Origin of the sequence: Verrucosispora sp. FIM060022 (assembly GCF_003977705.1) — a bacterium.
Taxonomy (GTDB): domain Bacteria; phylum Actinomycetota; class Actinomycetes; order Mycobacteriales; family Micromonosporaceae; genus Micromonospora; species Micromonospora gifhornensis.
On sequence record NZ_RQIV01000009.1, the window covers coordinates 257090 to 272970 of the forward strand.

Here is a 15881-nt window from a genome sequence, read left to right on the forward strand (position 1 = left end):
TGCCGCACCACTGTCGGAGAACACCTCTGGGGAGTGCCTCACGGTCGACCCCACCCATGGGGAACAATGGTTGGGTGACCAGGCCTGTCTCCGCCCGCGCCGCTCGTCTCGATCAGGTCTGCGCCGCCGCCGTCGAGGTGGCGCGTGCCGGCATCACCGAGGTGGACGCCACCGAAGTCGGTGAGCACCTCCAGGCTGTCGCCGAGGGCGATCGGCTCGTCACCCACTACTTCGAATGCCTGCTGGCCGGCTATCGCGGCTGGCGGTGGGCGGTCACGGTGACCCGGGTGCCGCGCAGCCGTACCGTGACGATCTGCGAGACCGTGCTGCTGCCCGGGCCGGACGCGCTGCTCGCGCCCGGCTGGCTGCCGTGGCAGGAGCGGCTCAAGCCCGGTGATCTCGGTCCGGGTGATCTGCTGCCCACGCCCGCCGACGACGAGCGGCTCGCCCCCGGCTACCTGCTCTCCGACGACCCGGCGGTGGAGGAGACCGCCTGGGAGTTGGGCCTGGGCCGGGCCCGGGTGCTGTCGCGGGAGGGGCGGGCCGAGGCGGCCCAGCGCTGGTACGACGGCGACCACGGCCCGTCGGCGCCGATCTCCACTTCCGCCCCGGCCGCCGCGCGGTGCGGCACCTGCGGTTTCTACCTCCCGCTCGCCGGGCAGTTGCGGCAGTGCTTCGGAGTCTGTGGCAACTTTTACGCCCCGGACGACGGCCGGGTGGTCAGCACTGACCACGGCTGTGGCGCGCACTCGGAGACGCTTGTCGAGGCCGAGACGGCGGTGGAGGAGGTGCCTGCCGTCTACGACGACAGTGCGGTGGAGCCGATGTCGGTATCCCGGGCACCGGGGTCGGTCGAGTCGGGCGAGCCTGCGGAGCCGTACGGCCACTCCTGATCAACCTCGGTCGGCCCTCCGGCCGGGGTGGTGGTCAGTTGGCGGCCCGGCGGCGGCGTCGGTGGGCGTCGTGCCGCATCATCACGGCCAGACCGGGGAAGCCCCACAGAAACCCGGCAAGGCAGATCCAGAGCCAGTCCTCGTGCCCGCTCGCGGCCAGCCGGTCCCGGAAGAGGAGCAGCACCAGCCCGGCCACCGCCCACGCGACAATGCCGGCCAGCGCGAACGGCACCATCGGCGGATCGAGTGGCTCAGGTCGCGGCTGCTGCTTCGGCACCTGCTCAGAGTACGCGACCGAACTTCCGCCGACCGCCTGCCATCTGGGACGATGCGCGCGTCGACCTGATCATTCGCTGTGAGGTTTCCTGATGTCAGTAGCGCCGCTCGACAACACACCGCCCGACCCCAGTCGGCCGGTCAACCGCTTCGATCGGTACTTCGAGGTCACTGCCCGTGGCTCGACGATGACCCGCGAGCTACGGGGTGGTCTGGCCACCTTCTTCACGATGGCGTACATCGTGGTGCTCAACCCGCTCATCCTCGGTGGTGCCGTCGACGGTGACGGCAAGGCCCTCGCGATTCCGGCGATCGCCGCGGCCACCGCGCTGGTCGCCGGCCTGATGACCATCCTGATGGGCGTGGTCGGCCGGTTCCCGCTGGCCGTCGCCGCCGGCCTCGGCGTCAACGCCCTGGTGGCGTACGAGATCGCGCCGCAGATGACCTGGGCCGACGCCATGGGCCTGGTGGTGATCGAGGGTGTGATCATCGCGGTGCTGGTGCTGACCGGCCTGCGTACCGCCGTGTTCCGCTCGGTGCCGACCCAGATGAAGACGGCCATCGGTGTCGGCATCGGCCTGTTCCTGACCATTATCGGTCTGGTCGACGCCGGTTTCGTCCGCCGCATCCCGGACGCGGCGAACAGCACCGTGCCGCTCGGTCTGGGCATCGGCGGCAAGCTGGCCAGCTGGCCGACGCTTGTCTTCGTGCTGGGTCTGCTGCTGACCCTGGTGCTTGTGGTACGCCGGGTCAAGGGCGCGATCCTGATCGGCATCTTCGCCTCGACGGCGTTGGCCATGGTGGTCGAGGCGCTCGGCAACGTCGGCCCGTCCTTCGTCAACGGCGTGCCGAACCCGAAGGGTTGGTCGCTGAACGTCCCGACCCTGCCCAGCAACCCCGTCGACCTGCCGGATCTGTCGCTGCTCGGTCAGTTCAACGTGCTCGGCTCGTGGGAGCGGGCCGGCTGGCTGGTCGTGCTGATGTTCATCTTCACCCTGCTGGTCACCGACTTCTTCGACACCATGGGCACGATGGTCGCGGTCGGGCAGGAAGGCAGCATGCTCGACGAGCAGGGCACCCCGCCGCGAGCGAAGGAGATCCTGCTTGTCGACTCGATCGGCGCGGCGGCCGGCGGTGCGGCAAGCGTCTCCAGCAACACCGCGTACATCGAAAGTGCCGCCGGTGTCGCGGAGGGCGCCCGCACCGGCGTGGCGAACCTGGTCACCGGCGCGCTGTTCCTGCTGGCCATGTTCCTGGCCCCGCTGGTGGTGGTCGTGCCGTTCGAGGCGGCGTCCGTCGCGCTGGTGGTGGTCGGCTTCCTGATGATGACCGCGGTACGGACCATCGACTGGTCCGACTACGAGATCGCCATTCCGGCGTTCCTCACCATCGTGTTGATGCCGTTCACCTACTCGATCTCCAACGGCATCGGTGCCGGCCTGATCACCTACGTGGTGATCAAGCTGGCCAAGGGCAAGGCCCGTGAGGTCCATCCGTTGCTGTACGCAGTGGCGGCACTGTTCGTGGTGTACTTCCTGCGCGGTCCCATCGAGGCGCTGGTGTTCTGACGTTCCGCACCCGGGCCAGGTGTGATCCGCTCACACCTGGCCCGAGTCGGGTGAGGGTGGTCATATTCGCTGCGGTCCGGCGAGCTCATTAGTTAGGCTAACTATCGTGACGGAGCGGACGGTGACGGCGCAGAGCATGCCACCGGCGCAGCTGGCCCATCAGCTGCGTGATGCGATCACCCGGCTCAACCGGCGGGTCCGCCAGGCCCGGCCGGTGGGTGACCTGACGGTCACCCAGTTGTCCGCGCTCACCAGCATCCGGCTGGGTGGAGCGCTCACGCCGCGGGAACTCGCCGACGTCGAACGGGTGCAGCCACCGACGATGACCAAGATCGTCGCGAAGCTGGAGGAGCGCGGCCTCGTGCAGCGCACCCCCCACCCGACCGACGGCCGGCAGGTGATCCTCGCGGTGACCGCGGGGGGCCAGGCCGTGCTCGACCAGTTCGAGCGGGTCCGAGATGAATGGCTGGCCCGCCGCCTGACCGAGCTGAGCGATGCCGACCGGGAGACTCTGCAACACGCCGCAGAGATTCTCCAGCAGATCTCCCGCGCCTGACGCCGCACACCCGAGTGTGCTTCGCGCCGCGCCGTCCGTTGTCGACGACGCGTACCACCGCGAGGAGGCGCACCGAGAGTGCAGGCACGGTTGAGCACGATGTTCCAGTCCTTACAGGTCCGCAACTACCGGCTTTTCGCATCCGGGCAACTGGTCAAACTGATCGGCGTCTGGATGATGTTCATCGCCCAGGACTGGCTGGTCCTCGAGCTTTCCGACGACTCGGCCACCGCGCTCGGTGTGGTGGTCGCGCTTCAGTTCACCCCCGTACTGCTGCTCACGCTGATCTCCGGCCGGCTCGCCGACCGGTACGACAAGCGGATGCTCCTCTTCGTCGCCAACGCCTTCTGGACGGTGCTGTCGCTGGCGATGAGCGTGCTTGTCGTCACCGGCCTGGTGCAGCTCTGGCACGTCTTCGTCTTCGCCGCCCTGCTCGGCGTGGCCAATGCGGTGGAAACCCCGGTCCGGCAGGCGTTCGTCTCCGAACTGGTCGGCACCCGGCTGCTGCCCAACGCGCTCTCGCTCAACGCGGCCGTCTTCAACTCCGCCCGGATCGTCGGACCGGCCGTCGCCGGCCTGGCCATCGCGGCGTTCGACGTCGGGCCGGTCTTCATGGTCACCGCGCTCAGCTCGATCGCACCCCTGGTCACAGTGATCCAGATGCGGTCGTCCGAGCTGTACCGCCCTCCGCTGCCCCCGCGTGAGGAACGGGCCGCCGCCACCGTGATGGACGGGCTGCGGTACGTGGGCCGACGCCCCGACCTGCTGCTGCCGATGGTGGTGATGTCGGTGATCGGGATGGCGCTGTTCAACTTCCAGCTCACCCTGGCGGCGCTGGCGAAGACCGTGTTCAACACCGGCGCGGCCTCGTTCGGCCTGTTCAGCACCACCCTCGCGGTCGGTGCGCTGGCCGGTGCGCTGGCCGGTACGGGCCGACGTAGCCGCCCGTCCGTCTGGTTGGTGCTCGGCGCCGCGATCGCCTGCGCCGTCTTCGGCACCCTCGTCGGGCTCGCGCCGACCTACTGGACGGTCGTGGCGCTGCTGCCGCCGACCGGCTTCTTCATGGTCTACTTCGCCCAGGCTGCCAACCAGCGGGTCCAGCTCGGCACCGACGCCGCGTTCCGCGGCCGGGTGATGGCGCTGTGGGTGCTGGTGTTCCTGGGCACCAACCCGATCGGCGCGCCGCTGGTGGGTTGGGTCGCGGAGACCTTCGGTGCCGGCGTCAGCATCTGGGCAGGCGGCCTGGTCTCCCTCGCCACCGCCCTGCTCGCGCTCGCCTGGCAGCTGCGCCGCGACGGTGCCCGGGTACGGTTCCGGGTCCTGCCGATGCCCCGCTTCTACGTCACCGAGGCCTGAGCGGGTCACCACGGCCGAGGCGGTCCGCGCCGGGACGGTCAGAAACCGAAAATCAGCAGCATGACGCTCCGCAACGGCATAGCTTCGTTGGGTGGAGTTCCTGCGCTTGCTGCTGCTGTCCCTGGCGCTGGCCGCCGTGGTCTGCGTACCGGCGCTGATCGCCCTCGTGCTCTGTGCCGACGAGGTCCTCGACCGCGTCACCTGCCGCTTCGCCGAATGGCGGGAACGGGGACGGGAACGGCGCCTGATCACCCGGCTGAATCAGGCGGTGGCCGTCGAGGATCTCGCCGACCCGGACGCCCTCGACGCCCTCGACCGGCCCGACCGGCGTCCGTTGGAGCAACTCGCGGCGGACCTGCGCTGCCTGCGTCGGGACCGGGTCGGTGGTGCGGCAGTGGTGTGGCACAGCAGCGTCCTCGACGCGTACGACGACCGACTCCGGTTGGCGTGCCGGGCGCTGGGCATCACCGAACACCTGGCCGAGTTGACCGGCATCGACCAGCAGATCGAACGGGTCCGGATCGAAGGCGAACTGGACGCCGCCGGCCTGCGCCTGCCGGCCACCCGACCCGGCCAACACCAGCGCCACTCCTGAACGGCTGCGGGTGTGTGCTCGCGTCGGCCGATGTTCGCCGACGCCGCTGCGGTCGGTCGTTGCGTTCCGGTCCTAGCTGACATCCTGCGTCGGTGCGACTCTTCATCGCGGTCTATCCGCCTGCCGAAGCGATCGGGCACCTGTTCAGCGAGGTCGCCGGGCTGCGGCTCAGCGCGGCGGCAGCCGCCGGAACGAACGTACGGCTGGTCGACCCCGGTAAGGCCCACCTCACGCTCGCCTTTCTCGGCGAGGTCGATCCCACCCGGCTGACCGCCGTGCAGCAGGCCCTACGGCTCGCCGTTGCCACGGCCGGTGGCGGTCCGCCGCCCATGCTGCGGCTGGGTGGCGGCGGCCGATTCGGGCCGGGCCGCAGCACCGTACTCTGGGTCGACGTGCACGGCGACGTCGATCGTCTGGCAGCGTTGGCCGGAGAGGTCCGCGGCGGACTGGCCGCGATCGGGGTGCCCAGCGACGACAAGCCGTTCCGCCCGCACCTGACCATCGCCCGCCCCGGCGACCGGATGCCACCCCACAACGTCGAAGCCGACCTGGCCGTACTCGACAACTACCTCGGCCCACCCTGGCCCGCCACCGAACTGGTACTGGTCCACACCCACCCCGGCCCCCCACCCACCCACCACCCCCTCACCACCTACCCCCTCTAAACCCCACCCCCACACCCCCCACACCCTGCGCCGATCTTGCACTTTTGGTCGCAGAAATGCCGGGTATTGCCGCAAGGGCGGGGCCGCGCGGGGCAGGGGGTGCGGGGTGCGGGGTGTGGTGGGTGCGGGGGTTAGGAGGATTCGCGGGCGGCGGGGCCGGTGCCGAAGAGGACGTCGTCCCAGCTGGGCAGTCGCTTGCGGGGCTTGCTGCCGGGCTCGGTGGAGTCGGCGGCGGCCGCGGCCGGCGTGTTGGTACGGCGAGGGCGCAGCACAGCCAGCGACGGTACGGCCGGCACCTCCTTCGGCGCGTCCGCGTCGTCGTCGAAGGCCGAGCCCTGACCACCGCCGAGCAGCGCCGCAGCGCCGCCGGAGACCGCCCGCTGCCGGGGCGAATCCGGCGATCCGGCAAGTGCGGCCGGGGTCCGCGGTTCGAGACCACGGCCCGACGTGGAGCCGAGCGGCCGATCGAGTGAGGCGAGCAGGGCGTCCCGGCCGGCCCGGATCGGGTCACGGCCGGTACGGCCCGACTCGGCCGGCGTCGGCAGCCCGTGGCCACCCCGACTCGGCTCGCCGCGCGACGGACCGGGCAGCGCGTGGCCGCCCCGCTCCGGTGCCGGCTCCTGGCCGAGAATGGGCGTGGGGCGTTCGGCGCAGAGGTACTGCGCCATGTCGTCGTGCGGCGTCACCGACTGACGGGTCTTGTCCAGATCCCAGACCGCCTGCGCGGTGGCCTTGCCGGACGGCCAGGTGGCGACGATCCGCCAGGTGCCGTCGTCGCGCCGCCACGCGTCCCAGGAGATCTTCTCGGTGTCGATGCCGTGCTGGGCGAGTCGTCCGTTGACCACCTCGGCCAGTGGGGTCGGCTTCTCGGCACCCTTGAGCCGGGTACGCCGAGCGTGCTGGGCGAGCATCGCCCGCTCCTGGAGCACCGGGCCGGCGTAACGGAGCACCCGGTCGACCGGTACCCCCGCGATGCGGGCGACGTCCTCAGCGGACTCGCCGGAACGGATCCGGGCCTGAATGTCCCGAGGGGACAGCGACGGCACCGGGTCGGCGGTGGTCGGTGCCACCGCGAGCGTCGGTGCACCCGGCTCGGCGTGCAGCACTCCGGCGACGCGCTCGTCGATGGGCAGGGCGAGCAGTCGCCCGACCTCGTCGGCGAGCACCAGGGCCTGGCCGTCCTCGGAGAGGGCGACGAAGCGTACTGGGCGCATCGCGTTGCCTCCGTCCCGCTTCGCTGGCCGTACGCCACGAGCCGGCCACCCGGGGCGTTGAGGACCACGGTACGCCCATCCGGGTCCAGGTGGGAGACGCCACGCCCGGGCAACTCGTGCTGAGCAGCCTTCTTCGGTGCTGGTGAGAGCTGTGTGGCCGGTCAGTTGCCGGCCGCCGACAGCAACGGTACGACAGTGCACGGCACTGCCGCAGCCCGGCCGGTCCGCTCAGCGTAATGGGCCCGGCGACCCCACGGAGTCGACCGGGCCCATCGGCTCAACGTCGGGTCAGAGCCGCTCGACCACGTAGTCGATGGACGCGGTCAGCGCCTCCACGTCGGCCGGCTCGACGGCCGGGAAGAGCGCGATGCGCAGCTGGTTGCGGCCCAGCTTGCGGTACGGCTCGGTGTCCACGATGCCGTTGGCGCGCAGCGCCTTGGCGATCGCGGTGGCGTCCACCCCGTCGGCGAAGTCGATGGTGGCGACCACGTTGGAGCGCAGCGCCGGGTCGGCGACGAACGGGGTGGCGACGGCGGAGCGCTCGGCCCAGCCGTACACGATGCCGGCGCTCTCGGCCGTGCGCTTGGCCGCCCAGGCCAGCCCACCCTGGGAGTTCATCCAGTCGGTCTGCTCGGCGGCCAGGAAGATGGTGGCCAGCGCCGGCGTGTTGTAGGTCTGCTCCAGCCGCGAGTTGTCGATCGCGGTGACCAGGTCCAGGAACGCGGGGATGTACCGGCCGGAGGCCTTGACCTCGGCGGCCCGCTCCAGTGCGGCCGGCGACATCAGGGCCAGCCACAGGCCACCGTCGGAGCCGAGGCATTTCTGCGGCGCGAAGTAGTAGACGTCGGTCTCGCCGACGTTGACCTCCAGGCCACCGGCGCCGGAGGTGGCGTCGACCAGCAGCAGCGAGCCCGGGTCGGCACCGGCCACCCGGTTGATCGGCACCGCGACACCGGTCGAGGTCTCGTTGTGCGGGGTGGCGTAGACGTCCACGCCGGCCTCGGCGACCAGGGTCGGTGCGCTGCCCGCGTCCGACTTGCGGATCGTGGGCTCACCGAGGAACGGGGCGTCCTTGACGGCCTTGGCGAACTTTGCGCCGAACTCGCCGAAGTTGGCGAACTGTGCCCGGTCGCGGATCAGGCCGAAGGTCGCCACCTCCCAGAACGCGGTGGTACCCCCGTTGCCGATGATCACCTCGTAGCCCTCGGGCAGGGAGAAGAACTCGGCGATTCCGGAGCGCAGCCGGGCCACCTGGTCGCGGACGGTCTTCTGCCGGTGCGAGGTGCCCAGGTAGCTGGTGGCCACCTCGGCGAGCGCGGAGACCGCCGCCGGACGGACCTTGGACGGCCCGCAGCCGAATCGGCCGTCGGCGGGCTTGATCTCGTCGGGAATCCGGATGGTCGGAGCGTCAGCCACGGTTTTCAAGATCCTTCCGCATGGGTCGGGGCCCGGGTGAGCAGGTGGGAGTGGACCGATCGGCGTGCGCGTGTGGGTGCGTGATCACACCCTCCGGCGGCACTGCCGCCTTCATCCTCGCACCCGCCGGTACCCGTCCGGGCGCTCGTCTCACCCCGAACCGTGAGTCGTCCGCCACAGCCCGTGGCCTGGCCCACATCGGTGTCGGCCACGGGCGTACGCCGACGATCCGCCCGCCCACGACCCGGACGGCCGCTGCGGCGCCACAAGCCGGAAACGGGGTGTTAAGAGGGGGCCCCTCCTCTACCGGAAACGTTAAGAAGGGGCCCTTCCTTACACCTCAGACGCCGTGGGGGACGGCGTCCCAGCCGTCGACCTCGTGCGGCTTGCGTGGGCCCGGCCCGACGTAGCGGGCGGAGGGGCGGACCAGGCGCTGGAGCTTCTTCTGCTCCAGGATGTGCGCGCTCCAACCGCCCATCCGGGCGCAGGTGAACATGGAGGTGAACATGTGGGCCGGTACCTCGGCGAAGTCGAGGACGACCGCGGACCAGAACTCGACGTTCGTGGCGAGTACCCGGTCCGGCCGGCGGGCCTGCAACTCGGTCAGCGCCGCCTTCTCCAGCGCCTCGGCGACCTCGAACCGGGGGGCACCCAGATCCTTGGCGGTACGGCGCAGCACCCGGGCGCGCGGGTCCTCGGCCCGGTACACCCGGTGGCCGAAGCCCATCAGCCGCTCGCCCCGGTCGAGGACGCCCTTGACGTAGCTCTCGGCGTCACCGCTGCGCTCGACCGCCTCCAGCATGCTGAGCACCCGCGACGGCGCGCCGCCGTGCAACGGGCCGGAGAGCGCGCCGATGCCCGAGGAGATGCAGGCGGCGGCGTCCGCGCCGGTGGAGGCGACGATCCGGGCGGTGAAGGTGGAGGCGTTCAGGCCGTGCTCGGCGGCCGAGATGAAGTACGCGTCGACGGCCTTGACGTGGCGGGGGTCGGGCTCGCCACGCCACCGCTTCATGAAGCGCTCGACCACCGTCGAGGCCTTGTCGATCTCCTTCTGCGGCACTGCGGGCAGGCCGAGACCCCGAGCGGACTGGGCGACGAAGGACAGCGCGGTGACCGAAACCCGGGCGAGGTCCTCGCGGGCCTGCTCGTCGGAGATGTCGAGCATCTGCTGCAGACCCCAGTACGGGGCGAGCATCGCCACGGCGGACTGCACGTCGACCCGGATGTCGCCGGAGTGCACCGGCACCGGGAACGGCTCGGCCGGCGGCAGGCCGGGCCCGAACCGGCCGTCGACCAGCAGGGCCCAGACGTTGCCGAAGGAGACCTGGCCGATCAGATCCTCGATGTCGACCCCGCGATAGCGCAGCGCGCCGCCCTCACGGTCAGGTTCGGCGATCTGGGTTTCGAACGCTACGACGCCTTCGAGTCCGGGTTTGAAATCGGCCATCTCACTACTCCTGGTGTGTGGTCGGTGCGCCCGCCCAGGCTCGGTGCCCGGCCCCGGCCGGGTGAGCGCCCTAGGCGACCCTCTCCGGATGTGTTCGTGACATCTTGCCTGCTGGTAACCGGGTGTGCGACCCACTGTCGATGTGCTGCACACGACATCCCCGGATGAGCCGCCCGTCGTCGGTTCGGCGAGACTTGACCGTACGGGCTGGTCGGGGGCGGATCCGCCGGACGGACAGGGGAGGACACGTGACGGGGGACACACCACCGCCATCGGGCATGCGCCACGAGTACGACGCCGGATCGGGGCTGCTCGAAGCCGACCTGGCCGGTGACTGGTGCACCCAGTTCGATCGCTGGTTCGCCGAGGCGGTGGCCGCCGGGCTGCCGGAGCCGAACGCCATGGTGGTGGGCACCGCCGACGCCGCCGGTCGGCCGAGCGCCCGCACCGTGCTGCTCAAGGGGTACGACCAGCAGGGCTTCGTCTTCTTTACCAACTACCGGTCCCGCAAGGGCGCCGAGGTGGCTGTCAACGCGTACGCCAGCCTGGTGTTTCCCTGGTTTCCGATGCAGCGGCAGGTGATCGTGACCGGGTCGGTGGAGCGGATCGACCGGGCCACGACCGAGGAGTACTTCGCCAGCCGGCCGCGCGGCTCGCAGCTCGGCGCGTGGGCCAGCACCCAGTCGTCGGTGCTGCCGGACCGGGCCGCGCTCGACGACTCCTACCGGGCGGCGGCGCAGCGCTTCGCCGAGGTGGCGCCGATCCCCGCCCCGGAGCACTGGGGTGGCCTGCGGGTACGCCCCGACTCGGTGGAGTTCTGGCAGGGGCGGGCCAGTCGGCTGCACGACCGGCTGCGGTTCCGCCGTACCGACAGCGACTGGGTCGTGGAGCGGCTGGCCCCGTGACCTCGAAAGACACCTCCCGGCAGCGTGAGCAGCGCCGCTGGGCGATCGACCTGCGCCCACTGCGGGTGCCGGCGTACCGGCGGCTGTGGGTCGGCAACGCCATCGCGATGTTCGGGTTCCAGTTCACCGCGGTCGCCGTACCGGTGGAGATGTACGCGTTGACCGAGGACTCGCTCTGGGTCGGGCTGCTCGGCGTGGCTGCCTTCGTACCGTTGCTGGTCTTCGGGTTGTGGGGCGGCGCGGTGGCCGACGCCCTCGACCGGCGTCGGGTGCTGCTGGGTGGCTCGGTGCTGCTCTGGGTGTCCGTCCTGGGGTTGCTGGCGCAGGCCCTGCTGGACGTCGGCAGTCCGATGCTGCTGCTGGCGCTTGTGGCGTTGAGTTCGGTGTCGTTCGCGATCGCCAGTCCGGCCCGCGCCGCGCTGGTCGGCCGGCTGGTACCGGTCGAGCTGGTGCCCGCCGCCACCACGCTGAACTTCACCACGGCGATGGCCACCTCGGTGCTCGGCCCGCTGGCCGCGGGTCTGATCCTCGCCGTCTTCGAGCTCGGGATCGCGCTGCCCGTCGCGTACGGCCTGGACGCCACGCTGCTCGTCGCGCTGGTCTGGGCGGCGCTGCGACTGCCCGCGATGCCACCCGAGCCGGACCCGGACGGTGCGCCCCGGCAGGCCGGGCTGCGCAGCATCGTCGACGGCTTCCGCTACCTGGCCGGCGCGCCGGTGCTGCTGCTCTCCTTCGCGATCGACCTGATCGCGATGGTGTTCGCCTTTCCCCGGGCGCTCTTTCCCGAGGTGGCGACCGAGCGCTTCGGTGGCGGCGCGGCGGTGGGCTGGCTGTACAGCTCGATCGCCATCGGGTCGCTGCTCGCCGGCCTGTTCTCCGGCTGGATCGGCCGGGTCCGCCGGCAGGGGCTGGTGCTGGTGCTGGCGGTCGTCGGCTGGGGCGTCGCGGTGGCGTTGGCCGGGCTGGCCCGCCAGCTCTGGCTGGTCGTCGCGCTGCTGGTGCTGGCCGGCGCGGCCGACCTGGTCAGTTCGGTGGTACGGCAGTCGATGCTGATCGTGTACGCCCCGGACCGGATGCGTGGACGGCTGCAAGGGGTCAACACCGTCGTGGTGGCCGGCGGCCCGCGCCTGGGTGACCTGCGGGCGGGAGCCATGGCGGCCGGTTTCGGCAGCGGCGTGGCCTGGGTGGGCGGTGGTCTGGCGGCGGCGGTGTTGGCGGTGCTGCTCGCCGTGGCGTTCCCGGCGCTGACCCGCTACCGGGCGGCGCTCCAGACCGGTGACCGCCGACCGCAGTGAGCGCAGAGCCGACCTGGAAGCTAGGGTCTGGCGACATGGATAGCCGTGAGCCGCGTCCCCTCTCCGGGGCACAGTGGACCATTGCCGCCGCCGGTCACGAGGCGGTCATCGTCGAGGTGGGTGGCGGGCTGCGCACCTACCGCCAGGACGGCGTCGAGTACGTCGACGGGTACGCCACCGACGAGATCTGCCCCGGTTCGGCCGGTCAGGTGCTCGCGCCCTGGCCCAACCGGATCCGGGACGGGGTCTACACCTTCGACGGGCGGTCGTTGCAGCTCAACATCACCGAGCCGGAGCGGAACACCGCCCTCCACGGCCTGGTCAACTGGTCGTCCTGGCACCTGATCGAGCAGCAGCCGGACGAGGTCACGATCGGCTTCGACCTGCCGCCGCAGCCGGGATACCCGTGGCCGCTGCGTCTGCGTACCCGCTGGAGCGTCGGGGCCGACGGGCTGCGCGGCGAGCACGAGGTGACCAACATCGGGGTCGAGCCGGTGCCGTTCGGCTTCTCGGTGCATCCGTACCTGCGCCTGCCCGGCGTACCGGTGGAGGAGATCGCGTTGCAGGTGCCCGGGCGGAGCCGGATGCTGGTGGACGGGCGGTTGCTGCCGGTCGGCGTGACCCCGGTGGCCGGCACCGAGTACGACTACACCGAGCCGCGGCGCATCGGCGATGCGGTGCTGGACCTCGCCTTCGGGGAAGTGACCCGCGACGACGACGGTTCGGCGGTGACGCTGCGCGGCCCGGACGGGTCCAGCGGGCTGAGCATCTGGGCGGACGCCCAGTTCGGCTGGTGGCAGGTCTACACGGGCGACACACTGACCGGTGAGCGGTTCCGGCGGTCGGTGGCGGTGGAGCCGATGACCTGCCCGCCGGACGCGTTCCGGTCCGGTCGGGATCTGATCGTCCTGGCACCCGGCGAGACCTGGCGGGGTGCCTGGGGAATCCGGCCCGGAGTCTGAACGGACGTCGGCCGACCGCCCGGCGTCGGCCGCCCCGGCCCAGCATCGAGGAGAGACAGGTGGAGTTCGCGGACGTCGTCCGGCGACGCCGGATGGTGCGTAACTACGACCCGGACCGCCCGGTCCCGCCGGAAGTCGTGGAACGGTTGCTGGACCACGCGGTGCGGGCCCCGTCCGCCGGGTTCTCCCAGGGCTGGGGGTTCCTGGTGCTGGAGGAACCGGCGGACCGGGAGCGGTTCTGGGCAGCCGCCACCCCGGAGGGCGGCGGTACGGGCCGGTGGCTGGCCGGGATGCGCCGCGCTCCGCTGATCGTGGTGCCGCACGCCAACCGCTCGGTCTACCTCGACCGGTACGCCGAAGCGGACAAGGGCTGGGCGGACCGCTCGACGGACCGTTGGCCGGTGCCGTACTGGTACATCGACACCGGTTTCGCCGCTCTGCTGATGATGCTGACGGCGGTCGACGAGGGACTGGGTTCCTGCTTCTTCGGGATTCCGCCGCAGCGGCTGGAGCCCTACCGGGAGGCGTTCGGTGTGCCGGAGGAGTACCACCCGATCGGGGCTGTCACTGTCGGTTATCGCGCACCCGACCATCGGTCACCCTCACTGCGTCGAGGGCGTCGTCCGGTGGACGAAGTGGTCCGCCGAGGACGGTGGAGCTGACCCGAACGGGTGGTTTCGTCCTGTTGAGAACCGGACTACCGGTAGCGAAACTGGCACCAGGGAGCAGAACGTGAGGTGCGGGGGGCCGCTACGCTGGCACCGACATCGGTGCCGCGGGGCGCGGCACCGTGCCGCGACCCGCGTCGGCGTCGTGGTACGACCCGGGCAGGGGGAGGGGAGCGTGCCGTCGTGATCTTCAGAGCGGTCCGGGACGGGCGGCCCTACCCGGAACACAACCTGACACTCAAGCAATGGGCCGAGATCCCGCCCCGCCCGCTGCGCCTCGACCAGCTCATCACCACCAAGCGCGAGTTGGCGCTGGACAAGCTCCTCGCCGAGGACTCGACCTTCTACGGTGACCTGTTCCCGCACGTGGTGCAGTGGAACGGTGGTCTCTACCTGGAGGACGGCCTGCACCGCGCGCTGCGCGCCGCGTTGCAGCAGCGCAACCAGATCCACGCCCGGGTGTTCGTGCTGGCCGAGTCGGTGGAGTGACCGGTCGGTCCCATAGCGTCGGGCAAGTAGACGTTCATGCGGTCTGACCTGCGCAGACACGCGATCGGGTGACTCGGCGAGCGGCTGTCGTACAGGGGGCTTACCGTCATCACAGACAACGCGTCTGACAAGGACGGTGAGGGCGATGGCACGCGACGGCGACATCAACGAGCCCACCAGCAGGTTCCCCGACACTGACCTGCACCCGGACGACCGGTCCGATGTTCCGCCCCCGCCGCCATCGGGCGGCGGTGCCGCACGGGCCCTGCTCTGGGTGCTCGGCGCGGCCGCACTCGCCGTGGTGGTGCTGCTCGGCGTGCAGACCACCGGGATCCTGCCCGAGTTCCGCAATCCCTTCAGCAAGGAGCAGACCGACCGCAGTCAGCCGGCGCTGCTGGAGTCGATGCAGGATCTCAGCCGTTACGTGGCCGCCGAGGGCAACTTCCAGGTCGTCGTCGACCTGCAGAACGACCGCCGGAGCGTGCCGGACTGGCTGCTCAACCAGCGCACGCTCTTCGTCGGATCAGGCAGCGTCGAGGCGTACGTCGACTTCGGCACCCTCACCGAGGGGGCGATCGTGCAGTCGGCCGACGGCAAGTCCGTCGAGATCAAGCTGCCGGCCCCGCAGCTCGCCGAGACCAACCTCGACCTGGACAAGAGCTACGTCTTCGCGGAGGAGCGGGGCCTGCTCAACCGGGTCGGTGACCTGATCGGCGGTGACCCGAACCGGCAGCAGCAGGTCTACCAGCTCGCCGAGGACCGGATCACCGCTGCGGCACGGGACAGCGGGTTAATTGCCCGGGCAGAGGAGAACACCCGCAAGATGCTGGTCGGCCTGCTCGCTTCCCTCGGCTTCGAGCACGTCACCGTCACCTACGTAGCCCCCTGACCGCTGCCCCACCGCCCGGCCCATCCGGTCGGTGGGGCAACTTCGGGGAAGTTGCTGCCTCCGGCCCCCGTTTGGCAGCACTTTCCCCGAAGTTGCCTGGCGCCTCGCGTGCGGGGTGCCCCGCGTGGGGGTGCCCAGGGGGGGGCGAGAGCCCGGCGTGGGGGAGGTCAGCGGGCGGTTGCGAGGTAGCGGTCCTCGTTGGGCATGATGATCCACAGTGCCAGGTAGATGATCACCTGGGTGCCGGGCAGCAGCAGCGACAGCAGGAACAGCAGCCGGACCATCCCGGCCGACATGCCGAAACGCTGGGCCAGGCCGGCGCAGACACCGGCGAACATGCGCCCCTGCCGGGGCCGTACAAGCTTGCGACTCATCGTGGTAGTCCCCTCTGCGGCGATCCGCCGCTCTTGGCGTCAACGCTAGGGCCAGGACCTGCCCCCGCCCTCCGTCCCGAGAACGAACCTTCCCCAGCCCACCCGTAGGTACATACCCGCGCCCTCCTCCCTATCCCCACCCCTACCCACCCACCCCTACCCGCCCCACCCCCCCCGCCCCCGCCCGGGAGTGTCAAGTTAACGGCTGATCTTGGTTGTTGAGGTGGTCAGTTGTTGGCCGGGGTGAGTCGGCCTTCGAAGGCGATCTGGAAGGCGTTCAGGGGTGCTTTCCAGCGCATGGTCCATCGTCGGC

17 protein-coding genes are annotated in these 15881 nt (G+C 70.9%); 12 read left to right on the forward strand and 5 right to left on the reverse strand.

Going from position 1 to position 15881, the window contains the following annotated elements:
- Positions 1–56: 56 nt before the first annotated feature.
- A complete protein-coding gene (locus EG812_RS23145) occupies positions 57–893 on the forward strand; it encodes a DUF3027 domain-containing protein (RefSeq protein ID WP_043719444.1) in 837 nt (278 codons plus the stop codon).
- 34 nt (positions 894–927) lie between these two features.
- On the opposite strand, the gene EG812_RS23150 is transcribed toward EG812_RS23145, so the two are convergent.
- Positions 928–1170, reverse strand: coding sequence for a DUF2530 domain-containing protein (locus tag EG812_RS23150; RefSeq protein ID WP_013731115.1), 243 nt, complete (start codon positions 1168–1170; stop codon positions 928–930).
- Between the two features lie 91 nt (positions 1171–1261).
- On the opposite strand from EG812_RS23150, the gene EG812_RS23155 reads away from it, so the two are divergent.
- The 5 genes from EG812_RS23155 (at position 1262) to thpR (ending at position 5909) form a co-directional block, all read left to right on the forward strand.
- Positions 1262–2737 carry an NCS2 family permease gene (locus tag EG812_RS23155; RefSeq protein ID WP_126712735.1) on the forward strand — a complete coding sequence of 492 codons (1476 nt, stop codon included), beginning with the start codon at positions 1262–1264 and terminating at the stop codon, positions 2735–2737.
- 106 nt (positions 2738–2843) lie between these two features.
- On the forward strand, positions 2844–3293 hold the full coding sequence (locus EG812_RS23160) for a MarR family winged helix-turn-helix transcriptional regulator (RefSeq protein ID WP_043719449.1): 450 nt from the start codon (positions 2844–2846) through the stop codon (positions 3291–3293).
- Positions 3294–3371: 78 nt separating this feature from the next.
- On the forward strand, positions 3372–4649 hold the full coding sequence (locus EG812_RS23165; RefSeq protein WP_013731118.1) for an MFS transporter: 1278 nt from the start codon (positions 3372–3374) through the stop codon (positions 4647–4649).
- 91 nt (positions 4650–4740) lie between these two features.
- Positions 4741–5244 carry a hypothetical protein gene (locus tag EG812_RS23170; protein WP_126712736.1) on the forward strand — a complete coding sequence of 168 codons (504 nt, stop codon included), beginning with the start codon at positions 4741–4743 and terminating at the stop codon, positions 5242–5244.
- A 92-nt stretch (positions 5245–5336) separates the two neighbouring features.
- Positions 5337–5909: an RNA 2',3'-cyclic phosphodiesterase gene (thpR, locus tag EG812_RS23175; protein WP_126712737.1), complete on the forward strand. Its 573-nt coding sequence runs from the start codon at positions 5337–5339 to the stop codon at positions 5907–5909.
- A gap of 131 nt (positions 5910–6040) precedes the next feature.
- On the opposite strand, the gene sepH is transcribed toward thpR, so the two are convergent.
- The 3 genes from sepH to EG812_RS23190 form a co-directional block, all read right to left on the reverse strand.
- Entirely contained in the window at positions 6041–7123 is a 1083-nt protein-coding gene (sepH, locus tag EG812_RS23180) for a septation protein SepH (protein ID WP_013731121.1), read from the reverse strand.
- Positions 7124–7411: 288 nt separating this feature from the next.
- Complete coding sequence (gene serC / locus EG812_RS23185; RefSeq protein WP_126712738.1) at positions 7412–8539, reverse strand: phosphoserine transaminase; 1128 nt, start codon at positions 8537–8539, stop codon at positions 7412–7414.
- A gap of 340 nt (positions 8540–8879) precedes the next feature.
- Positions 8880–9986: a citrate synthase 2 gene (locus EG812_RS23190; protein ID WP_013731123.1), complete on the reverse strand. Its 1107-nt coding sequence runs from the start codon at positions 9984–9986 to the stop codon at positions 8880–8882.
- Positions 9987–10264: 278 nt separating this feature from the next.
- Between EG812_RS23190 and pdxH the strand changes: the two genes are divergently transcribed.
- The 6 genes from pdxH (at position 10265) to EG812_RS23220 (ending at position 15194) form a co-directional block, all read left to right on the forward strand.
- Positions 10265–10891 carry a pyridoxamine 5'-phosphate oxidase gene (gene pdxH / locus EG812_RS23195; protein ID WP_126712763.1) on the forward strand — a complete coding sequence of 209 codons (627 nt, stop codon included), beginning with the start codon at positions 10265–10267 and terminating at the stop codon, positions 10889–10891.
- The gene (locus EG812_RS23200) at positions 10888–12186 is read left to right on the forward strand and encodes an MFS transporter (protein ID WP_126712739.1); all 1299 of its coding nucleotides are present in this window, start codon (positions 10888–10890) and stop codon (positions 12184–12186) included. Before pdxH ends, EG812_RS23200 begins: the two co-directional genes overlap by 4 nt.
- Before the next feature lie 35 nt (positions 12187–12221).
- The gene (locus tag EG812_RS23205) at positions 12222–13148 is read left to right on the forward strand and encodes an aldose 1-epimerase family protein (protein WP_126712740.1); all 927 of its coding nucleotides are present in this window, start codon (positions 12222–12224) and stop codon (positions 13146–13148) included.
- Between the two features lie 59 nt (positions 13149–13207).
- Positions 13208–13810: a nitroreductase family protein gene (locus EG812_RS23210; RefSeq protein ID WP_126712741.1), complete on the forward strand. Its 603-nt coding sequence runs from the start codon at positions 13208–13210 to the stop codon at positions 13808–13810.
- A 189-nt stretch (positions 13811–13999) separates the two neighbouring features.
- A complete protein-coding gene (locus EG812_RS23215; protein ID WP_013731128.1) occupies positions 14000–14305 on the forward strand; it encodes a type II toxin-antitoxin system VapB family antitoxin in 306 nt (101 codons plus the stop codon).
- Between the two features lie 145 nt (positions 14306–14450).
- The gene (locus EG812_RS23220) at positions 14451–15194 is read left to right on the forward strand and encodes a DUF4230 domain-containing protein (protein WP_126712742.1); all 744 of its coding nucleotides are present in this window, start codon (positions 14451–14453) and stop codon (positions 15192–15194) included.
- 167 nt (positions 15195–15361) lie between these two features.
- On the opposite strand, the gene EG812_RS23225 is transcribed toward EG812_RS23220, so the two are convergent.
- A complete protein-coding gene (locus EG812_RS23225; protein WP_043719459.1) occupies positions 15362–15568 on the reverse strand; it encodes a PspC domain-containing protein in 207 nt (68 codons plus the stop codon).
- Between the last annotated feature and the right edge of the window lie 313 nt (positions 15569–15881).